The 23,440-nt window shown below is 60.3% G+C and carries 19 protein-coding genes and 2 riboswitches; of the genes, 5 read left to right on the top strand and 14 right to left on the bottom strand.

The features are described from left to right. Nucleotides 1-54 precede the first annotated feature (54 nt). From gcvP to G502_RS0114395, 6 genes are all read right to left on the bottom strand, one after another. A complete protein-coding gene (gene gcvP / locus G502_RS0114415) occupies nt 55-2,940 on the bottom strand; it encodes an aminomethyl-transferring glycine dehydrogenase (RefSeq protein ID WP_022729384.1) in 2,886 nt (961 codons plus the stop codon). 147 nt (nt 2,941-3,087) lie between these two features. Next, nucleotides 3,088-3,465: a glycine cleavage system protein GcvH gene (gene gcvH / locus G502_RS0114410; RefSeq protein WP_022729383.1), complete on the bottom strand. Its 378-nt coding sequence runs from the start codon at nt 3,463-3,465 to the stop codon at nt 3,088-3,090. Nucleotides 3,466-3,502: 37 nt separating this feature from the next. Beyond that, entirely contained in the window at nt 3,503-4,615 is a 1,113-nt protein-coding gene (gene gcvT, locus G502_RS0114405; RefSeq protein ID WP_022729382.1) for a glycine cleavage system aminomethyltransferase GcvT, read from the bottom strand. A 44-nt stretch (nt 4,616-4,659) separates the two neighbouring features. Then, nucleotides 4,660-4,782, bottom strand: a riboswitch (glycine riboswitch). Between the two features lies 1 nt (nt 4,783). After that, a riboswitch (glycine riboswitch) is annotated at nt 4,784-4,880 on the bottom strand. A 243-nt stretch (nt 4,881-5,123) separates the two neighbouring features. Then, nucleotides 5,124-5,738 (bottom strand): hypothetical protein, encoded by a 615-nt coding sequence (locus G502_RS22320; RefSeq protein ID WP_155957867.1) that lies wholly within the window; start codon nt 5,736-5,738, stop codon nt 5,124-5,126. Nucleotides 5,739-5,842: 104 nt separating this feature from the next. Then, nucleotides 5,843-7,525, bottom strand: a complete 1,683-nt coding sequence (locus tag G502_RS20435) for an FMN-binding glutamate synthase family protein (RefSeq protein ID WP_022729381.1) — start codon at nt 7,523-7,525, stop codon at nt 5,843-5,845. A 47-nt stretch (nt 7,526-7,572) separates the two neighbouring features. After that, a complete protein-coding gene (locus G502_RS0114395) occupies nt 7,573-9,303 on the bottom strand; it encodes a thiamine pyrophosphate-dependent enzyme (protein WP_022729380.1) in 1,731 nt (576 codons plus the stop codon). 359 nt (nt 9,304-9,662) lie between these two features. Here G502_RS0114395 and G502_RS0114390 point away from each other — a divergent pair, with 359 nt between their 5' ends. The 3 genes from G502_RS0114390 (at nt 9,663) to G502_RS0114380 (ending at nt 12,932) form a co-directional block, all read left to right on the top strand. Continuing rightward, nucleotides 9,663-10,217 carry a TRAP transporter small permease subunit gene (locus G502_RS0114390; protein ID WP_022729379.1) on the top strand — a complete coding sequence of 185 codons (555 nt, stop codon included), beginning with the start codon at nt 9,663-9,665 and terminating at the stop codon, nt 10,215-10,217. 18 nt (nt 10,218-10,235) lie between these two features. Beyond that, a complete protein-coding gene (locus tag G502_RS20430) occupies nt 10,236-11,702 on the top strand; it encodes a TRAP transporter large permease (protein WP_022729378.1) in 1,467 nt (488 codons plus the stop codon). A 63-nt stretch (nt 11,703-11,765) separates the two neighbouring features. After that, nucleotides 11,766-12,932 carry a mandelate racemase/muconate lactonizing enzyme family protein gene (locus tag G502_RS0114380; protein ID WP_022729377.1) on the top strand — a complete coding sequence of 389 codons (1,167 nt, stop codon included), beginning with the start codon at nt 11,766-11,768 and terminating at the stop codon, nt 12,930-12,932. 115 nt (nt 12,933-13,047) lie between these two features. On the opposite strand, the gene G502_RS0114375 is transcribed toward G502_RS0114380, so the two are convergent. From G502_RS0114375 to G502_RS0114355, 5 genes are all read right to left on the bottom strand, one after another. After that, nucleotides 13,048-14,169, bottom strand: a complete 1,122-nt coding sequence (locus G502_RS0114375) for a TRAP transporter substrate-binding protein (RefSeq protein WP_022729376.1) — start codon at nt 14,167-14,169, stop codon at nt 13,048-13,050. Nucleotides 14,170-14,338: 169 nt separating this feature from the next. Further along, nucleotides 14,339-15,451, bottom strand: a complete 1,113-nt coding sequence (locus tag G502_RS0114370; protein ID WP_022729375.1) for a TRAP transporter substrate-binding protein — start codon at nt 15,449-15,451, stop codon at nt 14,339-14,341. A 138-nt stretch (nt 15,452-15,589) separates the two neighbouring features. Next, entirely contained in the window at nt 15,590-16,105 is a 516-nt protein-coding gene (locus G502_RS0114365; protein ID WP_026989518.1) for an arsenate reductase ArsC, read from the bottom strand. Next, on the bottom strand, nt 16,098-16,496 hold the full coding sequence (locus tag G502_RS20425) for an ArsR/SmtB family transcription factor (protein ID WP_051152283.1): 399 nt from the start codon (nt 16,494-16,496) through the stop codon (nt 16,098-16,100). Before G502_RS20425 ends, G502_RS0114365 begins: the two co-directional genes overlap by 8 nt. A 70-nt stretch (nt 16,497-16,566) precedes the next feature. Beyond that, complete coding sequence (locus tag G502_RS0114355; RefSeq protein WP_051152270.1) at nt 16,567-18,255, bottom strand: multicopper oxidase family protein; 1,689 nt, start codon at nt 18,253-18,255, stop codon at nt 16,567-16,569. Between the two features lie 82 nt (nt 18,256-18,337). On the opposite strand from G502_RS0114355, the gene G502_RS0114350 reads away from it, so the two are divergent. Then, nucleotides 18,338-19,120 (top strand): LOG family protein, encoded by a 783-nt coding sequence (locus G502_RS0114350; protein WP_022729373.1) that lies wholly within the window; start codon nt 18,338-18,340, stop codon nt 19,118-19,120. A gap of 320 nt (nt 19,121-19,440) precedes the next feature. Beyond that, nucleotides 19,441-20,574, top strand: coding sequence for a C4-dicarboxylate TRAP transporter substrate-binding protein (locus G502_RS0114345; protein ID WP_022729372.1), 1,134 nt, complete (start codon nt 19,441-19,443; stop codon nt 20,572-20,574). 96 nt (nt 20,575-20,670) lie between these two features. On the opposite strand, the gene G502_RS0114340 is transcribed toward G502_RS0114345, so the two are convergent. The 3 genes from G502_RS0114340 to G502_RS0114330 are packed head-to-tail and all read right to left on the bottom strand — an operon-like array spanning nt 20,671 to nt 23,434. Then, nucleotides 20,671-21,525, bottom strand: coding sequence for a carbon-nitrogen hydrolase family protein (locus tag G502_RS0114340; protein WP_022729371.1), 855 nt, complete (start codon nt 21,523-21,525; stop codon nt 20,671-20,673). 16 nt (nt 21,526-21,541) lie between these two features. After that, nucleotides 21,542-22,849: a TRAP transporter large permease gene (locus tag G502_RS0114335; protein WP_022729370.1), complete on the bottom strand. Its 1,308-nt coding sequence runs from the start codon at nt 22,847-22,849 to the stop codon at nt 21,542-21,544. Between the two features lie 9 nt (nt 22,850-22,858). After that, a complete protein-coding gene (locus G502_RS0114330) occupies nt 22,859-23,434 on the bottom strand; it encodes a TRAP transporter small permease (protein WP_022729369.1) in 576 nt (191 codons plus the stop codon). Nucleotides 23,435-23,440: the final 6 nt, after the last annotated feature.

Genomic DNA, 23,440 nt, shown 5'->3' with positions numbered 1-23,440 from the left:
GCGAACGACAATACACCCTGAGATTAAAGGCGCCATGTCGACGCCTGGTGCGCCTTACTCGGCAGCTTCCTGATAGGCACTGAGCGGCGGACAGGTGCAGACAAGGTTGCGGTCGCCGGCCACGTTGTCGATACGGCCCACCGGCGGCCAGTATTTGGCATCGCGCAGGCTGTTCAGCGGATAGGCGGCCTGGTCCCGGCTGTAGGCGTGGCTCCAGTCTTCGGACAGGACCGCCTCGGCCGTATGCGGTGCATTGCGCAAGGGGTTGTCCTCCTTGTCCGCCTCGCCCTTCTCGATGGCCGCGATCTCCTTGCGGATGGTGATCATGGCCTGGCAGAAGCGATCCAGTTCGGCGCGGGATTCCGATTCCGTCGGCTCGGCCATCAGCGTCCCGGCCACCGGCCAGGACATGGTCGGCGCGTGGAAGCCGAAGTCCATCAGGCGCTTGGCAATATCGTCCACGGAGATGCCCGCCGTATCCTTGAAGTCACGGGTATCCAGAATGCATTCGTGGGCCACCAGGCCGTTGCGCCCCTTGTAGAGCACGTCGTAGTGCCCCTCCAGACGCTTGGCCATGTAGTTGGCGTTCAGGATCGCCGTCTGGCTGGCCTTCTTCAGGCCTTCCGGTCCCATCAAGGCCAGATAGGCCCAGGTGATGGGCAGGATACCGGCCGATCCCCAGGGGGCGGCGGCCACGGGCCCCACGCCGCCTTCCGGCCCGCATTCCTTGACCACCGGATGGTTCGGCAGGAAGGGTGCCAGGTGATCGCGCACCCCGATGGGACCGACACCCGGACCACCCCCGCCATGCGGGATGCAGAAGGTCTTGTGCAGGTTCAGGTGCGCCACGTCCGGACCGAACTGTCCCGGCTGGCAGAGACCCACCATGGCGTTCAGGTTGGCGCCGTCCATGTAGACCTGGCCGCCGTTCTCATGAATGATCTCGCAGATACGGCGGATCTCCTCCTCGAACACACCATGGGTCGAGGGATAGGTGACCATCAGCGCGGCCAGGCTTTCGGCCTTGTCGCTGGCCTTTTTCTCCAGATCGGCCAGGTCGATGTTGCCCTCCTCGTCGCAGCCGACGACCACCACATCCATGCCGGCCATGATCGCGCTGGCCGGATTGGTACCGTGGGCAGAGCTGGGGATCAGGCAGACCGTGCGCTGGTCGTCGCCGCGGCTGTCGTGATAGGCGCGGATGGCGAGCAGACCGGCGTATTCGCCCTGGCTGCCGGCATTGGGCTGCAGGGACACGGCATCAAAGCCGGTGATACGCGCCAGCCACTCTTCAAGGTTCTCGATCAGCTCCATGTAGCCCTGGGCCTGGTCGGTCGGCGCAAAGGGGTGCATGGCGGCGAACCCGCGCCAGGTAATGGCCATCATCTCGGCCGCCGCGTTAAGCTTCATGGTGCAGGAGCCCAGCGGGATCATCGAGCGGTCCAGTGCGATGTCCTTCTCGCGCAGGCGCCGCAGGTAGCGCAGCATCTCGGTCTCGGAGTGATAGCTGTTGAAGACCGGATGGGTCAGGTAGTCGCTCTTGCGCTGCAACGCCTTGGGAACACCGCTTTCCGCCGCCTCGTCCAGCTTCAGCAGATCCAGGCCATGATCCTGCTTGCCGGCAAAAACCGCCAGGACCGTCTGGAGCGTCTCACGCGTCGTCGTTTCATCGAGCGAGAGCCCCACATGAGCCTCGTCGACCGGACGCAGATTGATCCCGGCCTCGCGGGCGCGCTCAAGAATCTCGGGGCCGGCCTTGACCGTCAGGCTGTCGAACCAGCTGTCGTTGACCACTTCGTAGCCCAGCTTGTCCAGCCCTTGGGCCAGGATGCCGGTGAAGCGATGCACGCGGTCGGCGATCCGCTTCAGGCCCAATGGACCGTGCCAGACGGCGTAGAAACCGGCGATCACGGCCAGCAGCACCTGTGCCGTGCAGATGTTGCTGGTCGCCTTCTCACGGCGAATGTGCTGTTCGCGCGTCTGCAGCGCCAGGCGGAAAGCCGGATCGCCGTTGCTGTCCGTGGAAACTCCCACGATGCGCCCCGGGATCGCACGCTTGTAGGTATCGCGCGTGGCGAAGAAGGCTGCGTGCGGGCCGCCATAGGACATGGGCACGCCGAAGCGCTGGGCACTGCCCACCACGATGTCCGCACCCCACTCGCCCGGAGGCGTCAACTTCAGCAGGCTCAAGAGGTCGCTTGCCACGGTCACCAGAGCGCCGCCCTCGTGACAGCGTTCGGCCAGCTTGGCGTGATCGCCGATGCTGCCGTAGGTGTTGGGATACTGCAGGATGACCCCGAAATAATCAGAGGCCTCGAAGTCGCTGTCCGGGTCGCCGATGTCCAGCTCGATACCCAGGGGTTTCGCGCGCGTTTCCAGTACGGCCAGGGTCTGCGGATGCATGTCCTCGGCCACGAAGCAGCGCGGCGACTTGTTCTTGCCCATGCGGCGCATCAGCGTCATGGCTTCCGCCGCCGCCGTGGCCTCGTCCAGCATGGAGGCATTGGCCAGGTCCAGGCCGGTCAGATCGATGACCATCTGCTGGAAATTGATCAGGGCCTCCAGGCGCCCCTGGGCGATCTCGGCCTGATAGGGAGTATAGGCCGTGTACCAGCCGGGGTTTTCCAGCAGGTTGCGCTGGATGACCGGCGGCAGGATGCAGTCGTGATAGCCCTGACCGATCAGGGAGGTCAGGGGCTGGTTGCGGCCGGCCAGTTCACGCAGCTTGCCCAGCACCTGGGCTTCGCTGCGCGCCTCGGGAAGGTCCGGCAGGTCGGCGCGGATCTTGCCAGGAACCGTCTTTTCGACCAGTTCATCGAGCGACGAGAGCCCGAGTGTCTTCAGCATGGCGATGCTTTCGGCTTCATCAGGACCGATATGCCGATTGGCGAAGTCGTCAGCGGCTTCCAGCTCTTTCAGCGTCGGGCGTGTCTCTGTCATTCCAGTTCTCCTGCGGTCCTCCGGTGCGCACCCGAAGATGCCCCCGGCAACCTTTCTTCAAATAAAGGACAGCTGTGCCCCGCCCGCTGGCGGGGCCGGCTGCTCCGGAACCTGTCACTGGCACGGGGGCGAAAGACCCCGCAGTGCTCAGTCCAGGCCCTCGATGAATTTCTTGTAGGCCGCTTCATCCATCAGCTCGTCCAGCTCGGAAGTGTCGGACAGCTTCAACTTGAAGAACCAGCCTTCTTTTTCCGGGTCCTCGTTGACCTTGCCGGGCTCTTCCTCGACGGCGCCATTGACCTCGGTCACCTCACCGGACACGGCGGCATAGACCTCGCTGGCAGCCTTCACGGATTCGACCACGGCGGCCTCGTCGCCCTTGGACAGGGCCTTGCCGACCTCAGGCAGTTCCACGAAGACCACATCACCCAGCTGTTCCTGGGCATAGCTGGTGATGCCGATGGTGGCTTTGTCACCATCCACGGCAATCCATTCGTGTTCATCGCTGTAGTATGTCTTGCTCATGATCTCGTCTCCCCGGGAGTTTCCCTGTTGCTTGAAGTCATCCGCGATAGTAGCGGCGCTCGACGAAAGGCATCTTTGCCACCTTCATCGGACGCTCTCGGCCGCGCACCACGGCCTTGATCTCTGTGCCGGGCTCCGACAGTGCACGCGGCAGGTAGCCCATGGCCACCGGCGCCTCGGCCGAAGGTCCGTAACTGCCGCTGGTGACCGTGCCGACCACTTCGCCGGCTTCGTTCACCAGTTCCGCCCCCTCGCGCACAGGGGCACGGCCCTCGCCGATCAGCCCCACGCGACGGCGCGGTGTCTTCTCGGCAATCTGTTTCAGAATGATGCTGTCCCCCGGAAATCCGCCCTCGGCCCGGCGGCTCTTGGCGATGGCCCAGGTCAGTGCGGCCTCGATGGGCGTCGTCGTCTCGTCGATATCATGCCCGTAGAGGCAGAGCCCCGCTTCCAGGCGCAGCGAATCCCGCGCGCCCAGTCCGATGGGCTTGACCCGATCATCCGCCAGCAGCTTGCGGGCGAAAGCCTCGGCCTGGTCACCCGGCAGGGATATCTCGTAACCATCCTCGCCGGTATAGCCGGAACGGCTGATGCGGCAGGGTACGCCTGCGATGTCCAGGTCGCGCATGGTCATGAAACTCATGGTCGCCACCTCTGGCGCCAGCTCGGAGAGGACAGCGGCCGCCTCGGGTCCCTGCAGGGCCAGCAGCGCCTTGTCGCCCTCCTCGACCACCTCGCAACCGACCGGCAGGCCAGTCTTCAGGTGTGCGATGTCCGACTGCTTGCAGGCGGCGTTCAGCACCATGAAGACATGGTCGGCAAAGGGCGTGGCCATCAGGTCGTCCAGGATGCCCCCCTTGTCATTCAGCAGGAAGCTGTAATGCATGCGGCCCTCCTCGCTGTTCACGAGATCGGCCGGCAGGAGGGTTTCGACGGCGCGGCGCACATCCTTGCCCGTCACGCGGACCTGGCCCATGTGCGAAACATCGAACAGCCCCGCCGCAGAGCGGCAGTGCAGGTGTTCGGTCATGATTCCATCGGGGTATTGCACCGGCATGTCATAGCCGGCGAAGGGCACCATGCGCCCGCCCAGCTCGACGTGCAGGGCGTGAAGCGGTGTCCTGGCGAGATCTTCCTTGGTATCCGTCACATCAGATCCTTCATGACAGTGAGCCCGGCCGCCATCAGGCGACATTGCCCCCTCTGTCCTCGGACCTGAGAGATTGGCCGGCGCAAGAGTCTCGCACACGGCTTTCCCCATCGGTGTGAAACGTGACCGGGAACCCTGTCCGATCCCGTTTCAGCTTTCCAGAGGTGCCTGTTCCGTACGGTCCTGGATGCCTGAGAGTTTCCGGGGCGGTTGCTCCTTCGGCGCCGGGAAGCCGAAACTTCCCGATCTCTCCCATACGAAACGTATAGACACTTACTGCTAGGGTAGCGCCAAGACCTGCTGTGTCAATCCATAGCACTGTAAACCCATCGAAATTAGGATATGAGTTGCTATAGAAGTAAGCGCAATTGAATTTTTATAATATTTTTTTTGATGAAATTAATAAATTATATAGATGATAAAAATAAGTGATCACTCACATATACAGTAATTTTTTCCTATAATCCACAAAACCATCCAACCTGAGTATTATAGTATAATTCATTGATTATCGTATGCGGTGATTCTCTAGTTCTTTTTTTGTTATTAATTTATAAAAAGAGCTAATTTTGTTTTCACAATCATCGAGCACTCCCTTTGCATAATCAACAAATCCCTCAAGAAAAGCAGCGCTCTCACCATTTGACACAAACTCAATCATAGATTGTAAAACATGATCAAGCTCCTTTAGCGTATCACTTAAATCAAGTGCTCGATCAAAAATTTCTTCGTCAATTTTTGCCACCTCAAATAGATTAGAAGAAAGTGCTATGTTATGAACCTGTCTAATAGGCATCTCCCTCCGATATCCACCACTACCTTCCTGTCGAAAGTATCTTTGTCCAAGAGTTCCAATTCGAATTAAAATCTGTGAATTTTCATCCCAAATAGATTCCTCAATGTAGGATATACAGTCACGCAATACCTTTATTGTGAATTTATTTCGCTCTATCTCATCAGAAATAAGGCGACGCACAGCCTTGCGTTTGCGTGCATTTTGCTTCCTACGGCGGATTTCCTCCAATATTTCCTTTAATACAAACAGAATTACTGCCGCCACAACTGTAGCTGGGAGAATGTTACTTACATTATTTAATATTTTAAATAAGATAAAATTCTCCATTTTATTCTCCGCTGGATAATATAAAATACTTAAAATTCAAGAAATTTACGAAAAAAGGATAACGCATAGGGTGTAACTCAATAATCTGAACTGCCATCCTGCTCTCAGGACAAGCGCTGCAGAGCCTGCTGGCGATGGGCGTCGCCGATGTTGTGACGGGCGGTGAAGCTGTCGGGATCGGCGGCCTGCCAGGCCAGGGCATAGGGCGTGTCCTCGGGGGCCTCCACCAGCTGATTGCGGCCGACGAAGGGATAGATCTCATCGGCCATGCGTGCCGCCGTGGGGCTGATGCGATGGAACAGGTGATGCGGCTCCAGGTCATGGATGCGCTTGACCCCGGCCGAGGCCGCGATCTGGACCGCGGCGGCCACGGTTTTCTGGTGAAAACGCGCCACCTGCTGGGCCTTGTCCTCGACCACCAGACCCCGCTGGCGCCCGGGGTCCTGGGTGGCCACGCCGGTGGGGCAGGTGTCGGTGTGACAGCGCATGGACTGGATGCAGCCGACCGAGAACATGAAGGCGCGGGCCGCATTGGTCCAGTCCGCCCCCAGGGCGATGGCCTGGGCGATGCCGGTGCCGGAGTAGACCTTGCCGCTGGCCCCCAGGCGCACACGGTCCTTCAAACCGGCGCCGATCAGGGCATTGCGCACGATGACCAGGCCGTCGTTGAGCGGCAGGCCCACGTGATTGCTGAGCTCGATGGGGGCCGCTCCGGTGCCGCCCTCGGCCCCGTCCACCACGATGTAGTCCAGGTAAATGCCCGAGGCCAGCATAGCCTTGACCAGAGCGAAGACCTCGTGGGGATGACCGACACAGAGCTTGACCCCCACGGGCTTGCCGCCGGAGAGCGTGCGCATGCGTGCGGCGAACTCCAGCAGCTCACGCGGGGTCGAGAAGGCCGAATGCCCGGCCGGCGAAACGCAGTCCACGCCTACCTGTACCTTGCGTGTCTCGGCAATTTCCTGCGTCACCTTGGGGCCCGGCAGCACGCCGCCGTGCCCGGGTTTCGCGCCCTGGCTCAACTTGATCTCGACCATCCGCACCTGCTCCGCGCTGGCCGCTTCCTGAAACAGGTTCGGATCGAAGCGCCCCTGGTCGTCGCGGCAGCCGAAGTAGCCCGAGCCGACCTCCCAGATCAGGTCCCCGCCGCCCTTTCGGTGATAGGGGCTGATGCCGCCCTCGCCCGTGTCATGGGCGAAGTTGCCCAGGTGCGCACCGGTGTTGAGCGCCTCGATGGCCCGCGCTGACAGAGCGCCGAAACTCATGGCCGAGATGTTGAGGATCGAGCCGTTGTAGGGCTTTGCGCACTCGGAGCCGCCGATGTCCACGCGCGGGTCCTCGGTGTCCGGCTCGACCGGGGCCATCGAGTGGGTCAGCCAGCGGTATTCACTGGAATAGACGTCAAGTTCCGTGCCGAAGGGATGGTTGTCCGCCTCGTTCCGGGCCCGCTGATAGACCAGCGTGCGCTGCTCGCGGTTGAAGGGACGCCCCTCGCGATTGCCCTCGACGATATAGGTGCGCAGGTAGGGGCGCAGGCTCTGGAAGAAATAGCGCGCCCAGCCGGCCGCCGGATAGTTGCGAAGGACAGCATAACTTCGCTGACGCACGTCATGAACGGCCAGGGCCAGGACCGCCAGGCAGGGCACCAGCCCCCACAGCCAGGCGGCGTCCCAGAAGCCCGCCAACAGGAAGACGATTGCCAGGAGTGCGGCCAGGACCGGCACGATCGCCCGGCGGGTTCCCGGCAGTCCCCGGAAGGCACCCAGAATGGTTTCGCTATCACGCATCTTCGCTGCCCCAGCTGTTGTTGGTTTACATCGCGATCCTGCGCCCCCTAGAGATCGCGCAGGTACTTCAGGTTGGCACGCACCTGCTTCAGGACCTCGGCACCGCGTCCCTCCAGGACCATCTTCGCCTCGCTGAGTGCATAGCTTTCCAGCTGTTTCAGGCTGGTGTGCGGCGGCATGGCCACGGCATTGCGGTCGGTCTTCACGTCCAGGAGGATGGGTCCGTCATGGGCCATGGCCTGCTTGACCGCCGCGTCCACCTGCTCCGGATCCTCGACGGTGACACCCTTGAGGCCGCAGGCCTCGGCCACCTTGGCGAAGTCGGGATTATAGAGCTCCGTCTGGTAATTCGGGATACCGGCCAACTGCATCTCGATCTCGACCATGCCAAGCGTGCCGTTGTTGAAGACGACGGCTTTCACCGGCAGCTGGTACTGGCCGATGGTGGCCAAATCGCCCATCAGCATGGACAGTCCGCCATCGCCGCAGAGCGCCACGGTCTGCCGGCCGTTGCCGGCCAGGGCCGCCCCGATCGCCTGAGGCATGGCGCTGGCCATGGAGCCGTGGGAGTAGGAGCCAAGCATGCTGCGCCGGCCGGTGCTGCGCAGATGGCGGGCCGCCCAGACAGTGGTCATGCCGGTGTCGGTGGTGAAGATCGCATCGTCATCGGCATGAGCGTCGATGCGGGCGGCAAGATAGTCCGGTCCAATGGCATTGCGTGTGCCGGCCTCCTGCTCGTGGCGCGCCAGGTTTTCCAGATCCTCCTTATAGACCTTGCGCCGGTCCTGCAGGAAGCTGTCGTCTCCGCGATAGGCAACACGCGGCACGAGCGCCTCCAGCGTCGCATGCACAGAACCGACCAGGCCCATGTCCACATGGGTGCGCCGCCCCAGGCGTTCGCCGTGGGTGAGCACCTGAGCCACGCGTGCCTTGGTGTGCAGGAAATCCTTCCAGGGAAAGTCGGTGCCCAGCAACAGCAGCACATCGCACTGGGCGATGGCATCGGCACAGGCCTTCCCGCCGATGAAACCGGTCATGCCGATGCCATGGGCGTTGTCATGCTCCAGGGCCATCTTGCCCTTCAGGGTCCAGCCCACCGGCGCCTGCAGCCGTTCGGCCAGGGCCGTCACCAGGGCATGGGACCCCTCGCAGCCGACACCGCCATAGATCATCGGACGCTCGGCCCCCGAAAGCAGTTCTGCCAGCGCATCCAGGTCGCCATCGCCCGGACGCACGACCGTGTGCGGCCGATAGGACGGCGAGACAATGGCCGTGTCCGGCAGCTTCTCGGGCAACAGGTCGCCGCCGTAACCGAAGACACCCACCCCCTTGCGGGTCAGTGCGTGCTGGATCGCCTGCTGCAGCATGCGTGGCGCCTGCTCCGGCGTCTGGGCCAGCTGGTTGTACCAGCTGCAGCCATCGAACATGCTGAGGTCGGTCTCCTGGAAGGACTCCATGCCGTAATCCGAACGGCTGATCGTCGAGGGTAATGCCACCACCGGCGCGCCCCAGCGGTGGGCATCGTAGAGCCCGTTGATCAGATGCACATGACCGGGCCCTGAACTGCCGGCACAACAGCCCAGCCCGCCCAATATGCCTTCGGCCATGGCGGCATAGGCGCCGGCTTCCTCGTGACGGACATGGATCCAGTCGATGCGCCCATCGCGCCGCAGGGCGTCGTTCAGAAGGTTCAGGCTGTCACCGGTCACGCCATAGAGGCGCTTCACCCCGGCCTCAGCCAGCATGTCGATGATGGTCTCGGCGATCGTGCGTGTCATGAAGCCCCCAGATACCGCTTCGCGGCTGATTCTTGTCCAGGAGGAGCAAGGCGTGTCGTGACGGCCCCTCAGCTTTCCTAACTTATTGAATCTCTATACAGTTTTCCTTTCACCTTCGCAACAGAAGGTGGTCGGCACATCAACCGATGCTGCCCACGACGCGCGCCAGGGATACTGCAGGACTCTTCTCTCTAGCGGCAATGCAGCCGGGCAGGGCCGGCAAAGCGGTTGCGCGGGAAATGGGCTTCCTGTAGCTTCGCGCCGCATTCGGAGCCGGGATATGCGCGGCAACCGCTGGCAGGGGACCAGCGGATCCGTGAAACGACCGTACCGGCTCTTTTCGGGAGGGCGCTGGAGAAATGGGATTCCTGATGGGCCTGAGTCGTGCGATCGACAGCCTCAACGGCTTCGTCGGGCGCTGCGTCTATTGGTTGATCCTGATCGTCGTTCTGATTTCGGCCGGAAACGCCATCTCGCGCTATCTTTTCAGCCTCAGCTCCAACGCCTGGCTCGAGATTCAGTGGTATCTCTTCTCGGCCGTCTTCCTGCTGGGGGCCGGCTACACCCTGCTGCGCAATGAGCATGTACGCATCGACGTGCTCTATGCGCGCTTCTCGCCGCACCGCAAGGCCTGGATCGACATCATTGGCGGACTGTTCTTCCTGCTGCCCGTTGCGATTTTCATCATGGTCCTGTCCTGGCCCATGTTCCACAACGCCTTCGTACGCATGGAGATGTCCGGAAACACGGGCGGCCTGATCCGCTGGCCCGTACTGCTGCTGATGCCTGTCGGCTTTTTCCTCCTGAGCCTTCAGGGCCTCTCCGAAGTCATCAAGCGCATCGCCTTCCTGGCGGGACACGCTCCCTATCCGGGCAGCGGCCAGTCCTACAGTGACGTCATCCGCGACAACTGACGGGACCGGAACGCCATCATGATCGAAATGCTGCAAAGCTATCTGGCCCCGATCATGTTCGCGGGACTCGTGGTTTTCCTGCTGTCCGGTTATCCGCTGGCCTTCGCGCTGGCGATCACCGGGCTGATCTTCGCCTTCATCGGCATCGAGTTGGGCATGCTGACCACGGCCCTGCTGCAGGCCCTGCCCAACCGGATCTACGGGATCATGAGCAACGAAACCCTGCTCGCGATTCCCTTCTTCACCTTCATGGGCCTGATTCTTGAACGCAGCCGCATGGCCGAGGACCTGCTGCACACCATCGGCCAGCTGTTCGGTCCCCTGCGTGGCGGCCTTGCCTTTGCCGGTGTCTTCGTGGGCGCCATCCTGGCTGCCACCACCGGCGTCACGGCGGCCTCGGTGATCTCCATGGGACTCATCTCCCTTCCGATCATGCAGCGCTATGGCTATGACCAGAAGATCGCCACCGGCACGATCCTGGCCTCGGGCACGCTGGCCCAGATCATCCCGCCCAGCCTGGTGCTGATCGTCCTGTCCGACCAGTTGGGCCGTTCGGTAGGCGACATGTATCATGGGGCCCTGGTGCCCAGCCTGGGCCTGATCACGCTCTATACCCTCTATGTGCTGGTCATCGCGGTCTTCCGGCCCAATGCGGTGCCGGCCCTGCCCCCTGAGGCCCGGACCCTGCGCGGCCTCCAACTGGTCAAGCGCATCCTGATTTCGCTGGTGCCGCCCCTGGCCCTCATTTTCCTGGTGCTGGGAACCATCCTGATGGGCCTGGCCACACCCACGGAAGCCGGCGCCATGGGCGCCGTCGGCGCCCTGGGACTTGCCATCATCAAGCGCCGGCTGACATTGCCCATCCTGAAGCAGGCCATGGACGCCACGGCCAAGCTGACCTCCTTCGTGATCTTCATCCTGGTGGGTGCCAGCGTCTTTAGCCTGACCTTCTGGGGTGTGGACGGTGACCTCTGGGTCGAGCACCTGTTGACCAGCCTGCCCGGCGGGCCTCTCGGCTTCCTGATCGCGGTCAACCTGCTGATCTTCGTGCTCGGCTTCTTCCTGGACTTCTTCGAGCTGGCCTTCATCATCGTGCCGCTGGTCGCCCCCGTGGCCGAAGTCCTGGGCATCGACCTGGTCTGGTTCGGCGTCCTGCTGGCCGTGAACCTGCAGACTTCGTTCCTGACGCCGCCCTTTGGATTCGCACTATTCTACCTGCGTTCGGTCGCACCCAAGGAGGACTACACCGACGCCATCACCGGCCGGCTGGTGAAGTACATTCCCACCGAGCGCATCTATCTGGGTGTCCTGCCCTTCCTGGCCCTGCAGCTGATCATGGTCGGCCTGATCATCACCTTTCCCGAACTGGTGACCGGCATCGAGGACGCTGCCGCCGTGGATCCGGCCGACGTGGAGATCGACATTCCGGCCGGGGACATGGGCCTGGACGGCGGCGACGAGCCGCCACCCATCACCTTCGATTGATGACGTCAACGCAAGGACGCAATATATCCTGAGAGCAGACAACCAACACCGGACCAAACTGTCATGAAGATCACCGACGTTCAGGAGCGCCGAGTCTCGATCGCCTCCGACATTGAGAACGCCTATATCAGTTTTGCCGGCATGGACGTCTCCATCCTGGCCATCACCACCGACACGCTCATCGACGGAAAGCCTGTCGTGGGCTATGGCTTCAATTCCAATGGCCGCTATGCCCCCAGCGGTCTTTTGCAGCACCGCTTCCTGCCGCGATTGAAGGAAGCGGATCCGGCCAGCCTGCTCGACACTACGGGCCACAATCTTGACCCCTTCCGCATCTGGCAGACGCTCATGCGCAACGAAAAGCCCGGCGGACACGGGGAGCGATCCGTCGCTGTCGGCGTAATCGATATGGCCATCTGGGACATCGTGGCAAAGGTCGAGAAAAAGCCACTCGCCACACTCCTCGCCGAACGCTTCGGAGATGGCACCCCCGATGAAAGCGTCTCAGTCTATGCCGCGGGCGGATACTACTATCCCGATTCTGATCTCAGTACATTGCAGGCTGAAATGCGCGGCTACCTGGACGCAGGCTATACCGAGACAAAAATGAAAATCGGTGGCGTGCCCCTGGACAAGGACTTGCGCCGGGTCGAGGCTGCACTGGAGGTCGTCGGCAGCGGGGAGCGCCTGGCAGTGGATGCCAATGGCCGCTTCGACCTTGAGGCCGGGCTGGCATACGCGAAGGGTCTGTCTCCTTACGGACTGCGTTGGTATGAGGAAGCGGGCGATCCACTCGACTACGACCTTCAGCGCGTTCTGGCTGAAAACTACGCAGAGCCGATGGCCACAGGCGAAAACCTCTTTTCCCATCAGGACGTCCGCAATCTTCTGCGCCACGGTGGAATCCGCCCGGATCGCGATATCCTGCAGATGGATCCGGTTCTCTCCTATGGCCTCGTCGAGTATATGCGGATGCTCGACGAGCTTCGCCTGCGCGGCATCTCACCGCGCGTCTGCATTCCGCACGGCGGGCATCAGTTCGCCCTGAACATCGCTGCTGGACTGAAGCTTGGCGGCAACGAATCCTATCCGCGCGTGTTTGCGCCCTTTGGCGGGTTCGCCGATTCCACACCTATTGAGAACGGCCGGGTCCGCCCCTCCGACCTGCCTGGTATCGGGTTCGAAGACAAGGCAGACCTGATGGAGATTTTCCGCAAGGAGTTGTCTTGAAGCGGGGCAAACAGCCATCGCCCCTCATTGACACCTGAGATACAGAAAGCCCCGCCGAAGCGGGGCTTTCCAGTATCATCAAGGCCAGGGCCTACCAAGGACGGCAAGCCCAGCCTCAATTGCCCTCCTCTTCCTGCTCCAGGCGCGCCTGGGCGGTGAAGGCAAAGTTGTCGAAGCTGTTCTCGGCGACGCGGAACCAGAGGTACTGCTCATCGCGGAACTTGCGCCATTCCTCGTAGATAGCGCGGAACTTGTCGTTCGTCTCCACCTGTTCCTCATAGAGTTCCTGGGTGGCCTTGTAACAGGCCATCAGGATCTCGCGGTTGAAACTGCGCAGCTGTGTGCCCTTGGACACCAGGCTGCGCAGGGCCACTGGGTTGAGGGTGTCATAGCGCGCCGTCATGCGGATATTGGCTTCCGCTGCCGCGGCCTGGACGATGTTCTGGTATTCGGGCGTCAGCTCGTTCCAGGCATCCTTGTTGATGTAGAGGGTCAGCTGCGGACCGGCTTCCCACCAGCCCGGATAGTAGTAGTATTCGGCAACCTCGTTGAAGCCCAGCTTCTCGTCATCATAGGGTCCAACCCATTCGGTGGCGTCGATCGTGCCGCGCTCCAGGGCTGGATAGACATCCGCGCCCGGCAGCTGCTGCGGCACCAGACCAAGCTTCTCCAGGACCGCGCCGGCGAAGCCGCTGATGCGCATCTTCAGGCCGTCGATGTCCTCGACCGAGTTGATCTCGTTGCGGAACCAGCCGCCCATCTGGGCCCCGGTGTTGCCCATGGGGAAGTTGATGATGTTGTACTCGTCGAACAGCACCTCGCGCACCAGTTCGATGCCGCCGCCCTCGTACATCCAGGCATTCTGTTGGCGCGTCGTCAGGCCAAAGGGCGCAGCACAGTCGAAGCCGAAGGCCAGGTTCTTGCCAACGTAGTAGTAACTGGCGGAGTGGCCGCACTCGACCGTGCCCTCGCTGGTCGCATCCAGGACCTCGAAGGGGGGCACCAACTCACCACCGGCGAAGACACGAATGTCGAAGTTGCCGTTCGTGGCATCCGAAACACGCTGTGCCATCATTTCGGCCGTGCCATAGATCGTGTCCAGGGCCTGCGGAAAGCTGGAGGCCAGGCGCCAGCGCACCTGTGGCTGGCTCTGCGCGATGGCCGGGGCGGCAAAGCTGGTGGCCGCGGCGGCGCCTGCACCGACACTGGCCGAGGTTAGAAACTTGCGTCGATTCATGAATTCTCCTCCCTGTTGTGAACTGGGCGGCTCCGGCTGAGCGCCGGCCACCCTTGCGGGCATGATACACAAAGCGCCTGTTCAGGATAGGAAAAATGCACCCCTGGCAGGCCGCGAAGACCCCGCCGAAGCGGGGCCTGGCAGGCAAAGGGTCATGGACCGTGGCAGATCAGTTGCCCTCTTCCTGTTCCAGGCGCGCCTGGGCGGTGAAGGCGAAGTTGTCGAAGCTGCTCTCGGCCACGCGGAACCAGAGGTATTGCTCGTCGCGGAACTTGCGCCATTCCTCGTAGATGGCACGGAACTTGTCGTTCGTCTCCATCTGCTCTTCATAGAGTTCCTCGGTGGCCTTGTAGCAGGCCATCAGGATCTCGCGGTTGAAGCCGCGCAGCTGTGTGCCCTTTGAGACGAGACGGCGCAGGGCCGGCGGATTCTCTGCGTCATAGCGCGCGGTGATTTTCACATTGGCCTCGGCCGCGGCGCCCTGAAGAATGGCCTGGTATTCGGGCGTCAGCTCGTTCCAGGCATCCCTGTTGATGTAGAGGGTCGTCTGCGGGCCGGCTTCCCACCAGCCCGGATAGTAGTAGTATTCGGCAACCTCGTAGAGCCCGACAGACTCGTCGTCGTAGGGGCCGACCAGCTCCGAGGCGTCGATGGTCCCGCGCTCCAGGGCAGGATAGATATCCCCGCCGGGAATCTGCTGCGGCACCACGCCTAGCTTCTCCAGGACCGCGCCGGCGAAACCGCTGATGCGCATCTTAAGTCCCTCGAGGTCTTCCACGGAATTGACTTCATTGCGGAACCAGCCGCCCATCTGGGCCCCGGTGTTGCCCAGTGGCAGGTTGATGATGTTGTAGTCGTCGAACAGCACCTCGCGCACCAGCTCGATGCCGCCGCCCTCGTACATCCAGGCGTTCTGCTGGCGCGTCGTCAGGCCAAAGGGCGCGGCACAGTCGAAGCCGAAGGCCAGGTTCTTGCCAACGTAGTAGTAGCTGGCCGAATGGCCGCACTCGACGGTGTCGTTGCTGACGGCATCCAGCACCTCGAAGGCGGGCACCAGTTCGCCCGCGGCAAAGACCCGGATATCGAAGTTGCCATCGGTGGCCTCCGAAACACGCTGGGCCATCCGCTCCGCACCTTGATAGAGTATCTTAAGGCTCTGCGGAAAACTGGACGCCATGCGCCAGCGCACCTGCGGCTGGCTCTGCGCGATGGCGGGTGTAGCGAGGGTCGAGCTGGCCGCAGCACCGAGGCCTGCGGATTTCAGGAACTTGCGTCGATTCATCGGTCCTTCCCGTCTGTCATGATCTCGTATCTGACGTCACTCCGGTTCAAGGGAGCACCAGTCAGGCGGGCGGCATCATATAGATTTGCCCGCGCAAGTGAACAGGACTCTCCATTCCAAAAATAGACTGAACAGGCTTCAGGAAGGCGCAGGCTCGTCCGTATACTGGCTTATCTCCTTCAGGCGGGCTTGCAGGCTCATGCGGTCCAGGCTGTCCAGCGGCAGGCTGGTGAACAGCCGGATCCGGTTCGACAGCATGCGGACCACCTCCTGCACCGCCCGGACGGCCCGCTGCTCATCCCCGGCCATGGCCACGGGGTCCGGCATGCCCCAGTGGGCCGTGATGGGCTGGCCCGGCCAGACCGGGCAGACCTCGTTGGCCGCGGAATCGCAAACCGTAAAGACGAAATCCATGAGCGGCGCATCCGGCGCTGCAAACTCGTCCCAGCTCTTGGAACGCAGCTGTCCGGTCTCCAGGCCCTGGCTTTCCAGGAACTCAAGTACCGGCTGGAAGATCCGGCCCGAGGGATGACTACCGGCGCTATAGCCGCGAAAGCGCCCACCACCTAGATGGTTCACGAGGCATTCGCCCAGGACACTGCGTGCCGAATTCCCGGTACAAAGGAAGAGGACGTTGTAGCGAGGTTCAGTCATGAGGCTTTTGCTTTTCTGGTTGGCCGCCTTCCTTCTCCGGCGGCAGGTGGGGCGGACTGCAGGCGGCCTGTCCGGCCGTCGACAGAAGCGGTTCGCAGATCTCCGGCCGTCCCTGGCAGCAGTCGCGCAGCAGGAAGCTCATCAACCCCTGCATGCCCGAGAAGTTAACGGAGTAGAGGATCGAACGCCCGTTCCGACTTGCGCGAACCAGCCCGCTCTGAGCCAGGATCTTCAAATGACTGGACAGCGTGTTCGGGGCAATCGACAGCTCCGCCGCCATTTCACCGGCGGGCAGTCCGTCCGGTCCAGCCGTCATGAGCCGACGGAAAACCTCCAGGCGATGTGTCTGGGCCAGTGCGGAAAGGGCGGCGACGGCATTTTCTGTTTCCATATTTCGAGAAATATCGAAATATTTTCCCAGCTGCAAGCCCCTTCCGCTGCCGACTCAAGGTCGCAGCAGCTCAATCCACGGCCCCGGCCCGTCCAGCGTCTTCGGCCGGCAGCACCTCGATGGGCCGCATCATGTCGTTGTCCTCGTGATCCAGCAGGTGGCAATGAATCACGTAACGCCCCGGGAAGCCGTACCAGCGCACAGCCAGGCGCGTGACGTAGCCGAAGGGCGCCAGTGCCACATCCTTGGGCCCCGTTTCCTGCGGCGCTGGGGCCTCGGCCTGTGCGGGGACCAGGTAGCTGTCCAGGTCCTTCAACTGGCCGGCATCGCGGTCCCGGATGTACGCCTCGACACCGCCCTGCCGGAAGGGCACCCGCTCAATGATGCGGAAGCTGATCAGGTGGATGTGGAAGGGGTGCGCCTCGTCGGTCAGGTTGACGATGTTCCAGACCTCGGACTCGCCCAGGCGCGGCCGGATCTCCACCGGTTCATCGAAGTGGCGGTCATTGATCAGGAACAGGAAGTCTTCATGCTCGTCCAGGGTGATATCCCGTTCCACGGATTTTTCGGCCAGGATGCGCTCCAGTTCCCCGTCATCCGGTACGGGATGCTGCGGGATGCTGCTTTCATCCGGAGTGTCACGGCGCTCGGCCACCCGGAACTGCATCAGGTGGGGCAGCTCCACGTCCCCCATGCGCTGCTGGCCGTCCCGCTGTGGCCCGAAGCAGGAGGTGGTGTTCTCCAGGACGACCTCCTCGCCAGCCATGTCCGAGAAATCGACAATGATGTCCGCGCGCTCGGCCGGGGCCAGCAGCAACTCATCCGTCTCCACCGTACGCGCCAGCAGGCCGTCGTCGCCGCCGATCACGGAAAAGCTGGCACCGTTCGACAGCGCCAGACGCTTGATGCGGAAGTTGCTGCCGTTCAGCACCCGGAAGCGATAGCGCCGAGGCTCGACCTCCAGGTAAGGGAAGACGGCGCCGTTCACGACCCCGAAGTTGCGGCAGACACCGGGATAGACCAGCGTCCCGTCCTCGTTGAAGTTGCGATCCTGCAGCACCAGCGGGATCTCGTAGTCGCCCGAGGGCAGGTTCAGTTCCGCCTCGGTCTCGGGATTGCGCAGCAGGTAGAAGCCGGCCAGGCCGGCATAGACGTTCAGGCGCGTATTGCCCATGGCATGGTCGTGATACCACAGCATGGCACCGTCGCCCTGGGCGTCACCGTTGGGATAGTGATAGAGCACCTCCTCGCCGGGATCCTGGGTCCAGACGGGATAGCCATCCGAACGGCTTTCCGTGATGCCGCCGTGCAGGTGCGTGACCGTCCGGATCCTGTCGTCCGGCACATGATGGCTCAGGTTGACCGGCAGCCATTCCGGGTAGTGCTCTGGCAATGCATTGCGCCACTTCACATAGACCTCTTCCCCGTGCGGCAGATCGAAGGTCGGTCCCGGCCAGACGCCGTTATAGGTAAAGACCGGGGTCGGCGGCAGATCTCGGTGCAGCTTCTGCTCCACCTGGCGCAGGGTCACCTCGTACAGCGGCGCCCCTTCATGCTTGCCCACCGGTTCGGCGCGCGGCGGGATGGGCAGCGGATCGACGAAGGGGGTCAGGGCATCCTTTTCGAGGACCGGCCTGCTGTCCGAAGAGTCGGTATGGGCGCCATGGGCGCTGTCCTGATCCGCCGCCTCGGCGCCCCCCTGCACGGGCGACAGCGTGATACCCAGCCCCAGGACCAGGCAGACCCACAGACCTCGCATCGGAATATCCCCTTCCTGCCCTTCAGCGCACTGCGACAGCCGGTCACTTGCCAGCAGGCCGTGCAAAGAGTAAACGCGCCTTATGGAAAGTGAAAAGAAAATCCGCAAGGCTTACGAGAACAGCGACTTCCTGCGCAGCCGCGAAGGACGCTCTATGCGCATACTCTCGGAGTTCGCGGAACCGCAGGCCCGCTTCGAACGACTGGGCCTGCGCGACACCATCGTCATGTTCGGCTCAGCCCGCGTGCCCAGCGCAGAGGAAGCTCAGTCCGAGAGCTGTGATAAGTCCGAAGACCTGAAGGTCATGTCGCACTATTACGAGGCCGCGCGGGAACTCGCGCGCCGGCTGAGCGAATGGTCCATGGGGCTGGAGGACGACCCCGGGCGTTACGTGATCTGCACGGGCGGTGGGCCAGGCATCATGGAGGCGGCCAATCGCGGGGCGCGCGAAGTGGGCGCGCGCACCGCCGGCCTGACCATCTCCCTGCCCAGGGAGGAGTTCGAGAACACATATGTCAGCGAGGAACTGGCCTTCGAGTTCCACTACTTCTTCATGCGCAAGTTCTGGTTCACCTATCTGGCCAAGGCGGTCATCGCCATGCCCGGCGGCTTCGGAACGCTCGATGAGCTCTTTGAGCTTCTGACCCTGGTGCAGACCAACAAGATGAAGAAGAAGATTCCCATCGTGCTGTTCGGCAGCGAGTTCTGGGACGAGGTCTTCAACCTGGAAACCATGGTGCGCCACGGCACCATCAACAAGGAAGACCTGGACCTCTTCTACCGCACCGATTCCGTGGACGCCGCCTATGATTACATCACCGACCACCTGATCAACGGCCCGCCGGAAACGGGGCCGGTGTTGTAGAAGGTACGAGGTCGAGAACGCAGCCGTTACCAGCAGCACCTGGAGCATTCTCATGAGGCCACGTTACCTCAGATGATGAAACCAGTGAAACGTGAGAGTCTCTTGGACTCGATCCGTACGTACATCCCCAAAAGATCATGAACTCACTTTACCCCTCCCGAGCTCACGATACTCTACAGTAAGCCAGGAAACAGGGTGATGAAATTTCGTTATCTATTTATCAATACGGGTTGAAATTTTTTATCCTTTAATGAATAATATAAGGTACTTTTTCACTCAGAAGAGAATTATGCAGTGAAAGCAACCAGGAGAATCTAACGATGAAAAGAACATGGATGGCAGGACTGGGAGTTGTCGCCGGCGTACTGGCGGCTGGAACGGCAAGCGCCCAAACCGAATTCAATGCCAGTATCTGGTTCCCGGATACCCACCCCCTAACTGGTGCAGGCTACGTTCAGTGGGTCGAGCAACTGGAAGAAGCCTCCGATGGCGATCTGGTGGCAAACCTCTTCACAGGTTCTGCACTCTTGCCCCCTAGCGCACATCTGAGTGGTTTGCAGGATGGTATCGCCCAGGTGACTTACCATGCCGGTACATATACCCCTAGCGATCTTCCTGAGGACAACACTCTCTCCATTCTTGGCCTTGGACTGCGCGATATTATGACCGCAGGCTTTGCGGTAACAGACTTCTACATGAATGATCCTGAGATGCAGGCACGATTCCAGGAGTTGGGCATCATCTTTGCGGGCGGCTACGCCACACCGCAGTATCACCTCATATGTTCTACGGAAGTCGCCAACCTGGAAGACTTGGAAGGCCTGAAAATCCGCATGCCGGGCCCAATTCATGCAGACTGGGCACGAAGCGTCGGAGCCACCCCTGTGAATGTGCCTTCCTCGGAAATGTTCACGGGTCTCGAGCGTGGGCAACTCGATTGCGCAGCAAATGCAGCGAATGACTTGAAAAGCCGTTCGCTTTGGGACGTTGCCGAGTACGTGAATCTGGTTCCGCTCGGATCCTATTTTGCTGGTTGGGAATGGGCATTTAATGCCGACTTCTGGCAAGGCCTGAACGATAACCAACGTCGCATTATGCTCGACACTATCTCGTCATCGCTGGTGGACGCACTTATCGCCTACGAGAGCGCCTCCATGGAAGCACTTGAGGAGGCACCGGATCATGGAGTGACGATTCATGAGCCGAACGAAGAAATGCTAGCTTCGGTCAACGATTTCGCCAACAACGTGGCTCCCGAGACTGCCATAGAGCAAGGTACGGAGCAGTTCGGGCTGGAAGATCCAGAAGGCCTAATCAAGCGTTTCGAGGAGACTCTGGCCAAGTGGGACGAACTGCTTAAAGGCGTGGATCGTACTGACGGCGAAAAGCTGAAAGAAATTCTTCACGACAATCTTTATGCTGAGGTGGACGAAAGCAGCTACGGCATGCAATAAGAAGCTGCACTCAGGCGAAAGAAAGCCTCCCGCGGTCTCCGCGGGAGGCTTTTTTCATGTGCAAGCGTTGACCCTTTAATAGAGAAGGGCTGTGTATTACACGCCTCTCAGAGTTGGATATAATTCCGGTAGACGCTGCTCCATAAGCGGGTAGCGTTGCTTAACTTCTTTAATAAATGCTCTGTCAATATGTGCAGTCACGCACTCTTCACGATCAGACGCAGTCGCCACCACAGTGCCCCAGGGATCTACGATCATGCTACGGCCGACAAAACTAAGCCCGGATTTGGGCTCTGTTCCGTACTGTCCTGAGGCAACGACGTAACACTGATTCTCCGTTGCACGTGCCCGCAGGAAGAATTCCCAATGATCGTATCGAGGACTGAGAAAGGCTGAAGCACAAACCAGGATTTCAGAGCCTTTGAGTGCCATCTCCCTATAAATTTCGGGAAAGCGCAGGTCCGAACAGACAGAAAGACCAACCTTTCCCACTTCGGTCTCGTAGACATCAAGGTTGTCTCCGGCCTTTACCTTCTTGGATTCCATGATGCCTGGAGGGATATCCGTCCTATTGGGAGCATCAAACAAATGTGTTTTGCGGTATTTCCCCGCAATTCTACCCTCGGGGGTGATCAAAGGGGTCGTATTGTAATAGTCACTACCAGCTTCTTCATACATTGATCCTGCTATATACATCCCGTACTTCTTGGCTTTTTCAGCCAAGCGATGCGTCACAGGCCCCGGAATGGGCTCAGCGATCGAGCGATAGACAGACTCATCCGAGAACCCCAATCCCGTCCAGAGTTCAGGCAATACACAAAGCTGCGTTCCCCGTTGTCCTGCAGTATCGAGAAGGTCCAGAATCTTTCCGACCGTGGCCTCCTTCTCCCCATCCACAGCCGTGATCTGGATCGCCGAGACCACGATTTCGTTCGGGTTTACTGGCATCATCCTCTCCCTGACGTCGTTAACTGAGAATTCCCGGCAACCATAGGGACAGGGCCGGTATTGCTACGAGCAATGAAAGCGTTACCAGTTCGATCACGACGAACCAGGAAACGCCCCTGAAGATATCCTGCAGCCTCACAAGGCTGCCCAGTGAAGCCTTCATGACATATACGTTCAGGCCAACCGGAGGTGTGACCAAGCCGATCTCAAGCAGTTTCACCAGGATTATCCCGAACCAGATAAAATCTATCCCGGCGGCACGGGCTATCGGCAAAATGATTGGCAGTGTGAGCAGCAAAATCCCTATGGAATCAAGAAACATTCCTAGTAGCAGGTACAGGGCTGTTACCATCAGAATTATGGTCAATTGATCTCCGCCAAACACAAGCAATTCGCTCGCGATGAAAGTCGGCAGTCCGCTCATAGCCATGAAACGGCCCAGCAGAACAGTTCCGATCACAACCATGAAGATACTGGCAGTACTTGAAAGCGTGCTGACGATAGCATTCTTGAAAACTCTCCAATTGAGAGCACGTCGCACGACTGCGAGTACAATGGCCAGGAAAGCACCGATTGCGCCAGCTTCGGTTGGTGTGAACAGACCAATGAAAATTCCGACCAAGACACCGAGTACCAGAACCGGAAGCGGCCAGATGTCCTTGAGCGCTTCAAGCTTTTCTTCCCTGGAAAAACTCTCTTCCACCCTAGGAGCCAAGGAAGGTGTAATACTTGCGCGGGTCACAATCATGAGGGCCATCATGGCAGCTGATAGCAGCCCCGGAACAACACCGGCCATGAAGAGCTGCGCAATGGAAACCTCGGCGTAGTAACCATAAAGTACAAGCAGGATACTGGGCGGTATCAACGATCCCAAGGTTCCTGCTGTTGCCACCACACCCGTTGCCAAACCCGGATTATAGCCGTACTTCAGCATCTCCGGAGTAGCTATTCGGGCCATGGAAGACGATGTCGCGACACTGGACCCCGAAGCTGCGGACATCAGCGCGCAGGCGCCCACACTGGCGACAGCCAATCCTCCGGGAAGACGCGACATGAATATCCTCATGGCACGAAACAAACCTTGGGTCAGACCCGAAGATGAGGCCACATACCCCATCAGAAGGAACATGGGAATCGCTGTCAGGTTCCAGTCACCCACGAAATGAAAGGGTGTGGCTGTGAGCATGCCCCAGGCTGCACGCATATTCGCAATCACCGCTATCCCGATGAACGAGACAAGACCCACGGCAACACCGATCTGCACACGCAGCGCGATGAGGAAGAGCCCGGCACCAAGTCCGATGAAACCGATCGTAATATTATCCATGATTGACCCTCAGACTCCGCTCTGTGTAGTGCTGGTATCCTCCGTTTCCGGAGATGCCGGACTGGGATCAAAGTCTGGATGGATCAAGGCCTTCCAGGCATGAAGAAGGACTGTCAACATTATGAGCAGGAAACTGAAGGGCAGGATGAACTTTGCCGGCCAGATGGTGACGTAGACGGCCCCCATAACGATCTCATCCATGCGATAGGATTTTAAGGCATCGAGCCAAGTCTGATAAGCGAGTATCGCAAAGAAGGTTGCGGAGATCAGGCTACCAAGAATATAGATCACGCGCTGTACCACCTGTGGCAGCCAGCGAACCACCAAGTCCACGTGAATATGCTCGTGCCGTAGTTCCACCATCGCCAAGGGCAAGAAAACGACAGCCACCATGTGATAAATGGAAACCACTTCAAGATTGCCTTGGATCGGTTTCCGAAAGAAATAGGTCAGGAACACATCAAGTACCATCTGCCCCATCATCAGAAGCAGCGCTATCCCGGCCAGTAATGTTAGCCCATTGGAAAGCATTCGTATTACTTTTTCGGGCCAGGATCGGCTAATTGAATTTTCGTTCCCTGTCATCGTCCC

Origin of the sequence: Fodinicurvata sediminis DSM 21159 (assembly GCF_000420625.1) — a bacterium.
Taxonomy (GTDB): Bacteria; Pseudomonadota; Alphaproteobacteria; order Kiloniellales; family DSM-21159; genus Fodinicurvata; species Fodinicurvata sediminis.
Note: the sequence above shows the minus strand (reverse complement) of the source record. Positions and strands in the feature narration are given on the sequence as shown.

Bases quoted from the DNA above. Each gene is read 5' to 3' on its own strand.
- G502_RS22320 (WP_155957867.1), bottom strand. From the start codon at position 5,738: ATGGAGAATTTTATCTTATTTAAAATATTAAATAATGTAAGTAACATT.
- G502_RS0114335 (WP_022729370.1), bottom strand. From the start codon at position 22,849: ATGGATAATATTACGATCGGTTTCATCGGACTTGGTGCCGGGCTCTTC.
- G502_RS0114365 (WP_026989518.1), bottom strand. From the start codon at position 16,105: ATGACTGAACCTCGCTACAACGTCCTCTTCCTTTGTACCGGGAATTCG.
- gcvP (WP_022729384.1), bottom strand. From the start codon at position 2,940: ATGACAGAGACACGCCCGACGCTGAAAGAGCTGGAAGCCGCTGACGAC.
- G502_RS0114375 (WP_022729376.1), bottom strand. From the start codon at position 14,169: ATGAATCGACGCAAGTTTCTAACCTCGGCCAGTGTCGGTGCAGGCGCC.
- G502_RS0114380 (WP_022729377.1), top strand. From the start codon at position 11,766: ATGAAGATCACCGACGTTCAGGAGCGCCGAGTCTCGATCGCCTCCGAC.
- G502_RS0114330 (WP_022729369.1), bottom strand. From the start codon at position 23,434: ATGACAGGGAACGAAAATTCAATTAGCCGATCCTGGCCCGAAAAAGTA.
- G502_RS0114355 (WP_051152270.1), bottom strand. From the start codon at position 18,255: ATGCGAGGTCTGTGGGTCTGCCTGGTCCTGGGGCTGGGTATCACGCTG.
- G502_RS0114395 (WP_022729380.1), bottom strand. From the start codon at position 9,303: ATGACACGCACGATCGCCGAGACCATCATCGACATGCTGGCTGAGGCC.
- G502_RS0114370 (WP_022729375.1), bottom strand. From the start codon at position 15,451: ATGAATCGACGCAAGTTCCTGAAATCCGCAGGCCTCGGTGCTGCGGCC.
- G502_RS0114345 (WP_022729372.1), top strand. From the start codon at position 19,441: ATGAAAAGAACATGGATGGCAGGACTGGGAGTTGTCGCCGGCGTACTG.
- G502_RS0114350 (WP_022729373.1), top strand. From the start codon at position 18,338: ATGGAAAGTGAAAAGAAAATCCGCAAGGCTTACGAGAACAGCGACTTC.
- G502_RS0114340 (WP_022729371.1), bottom strand. From the start codon at position 21,525: ATGATGCCAGTAAACCCGAACGAAATCGTGGTCTCGGCGATCCAGATC.
- G502_RS20430 (WP_022729378.1), top strand. From the start codon at position 10,236: ATGATCGAAATGCTGCAAAGCTATCTGGCCCCGATCATGTTCGCGGGA.
- gcvH (WP_022729383.1), bottom strand. From the start codon at position 3,465: ATGAGCAAGACATACTACAGCGATGAACACGAATGGATTGCCGTGGAT.
- G502_RS20435 (WP_022729381.1), bottom strand. From the start codon at position 7,525: ATGCGTGATAGCGAAACCATTCTGGGTGCCTTCCGGGGACTGCCGGGA.
- G502_RS20425 (WP_051152283.1), bottom strand. From the start codon at position 16,496: ATGGAAACAGAAAATGCCGTCGCCGCCCTTTCCGCACTGGCCCAGACA.
- G502_RS0114390 (WP_022729379.1), top strand. From the start codon at position 9,663: ATGGGATTCCTGATGGGCCTGAGTCGTGCGATCGACAGCCTCAACGGC.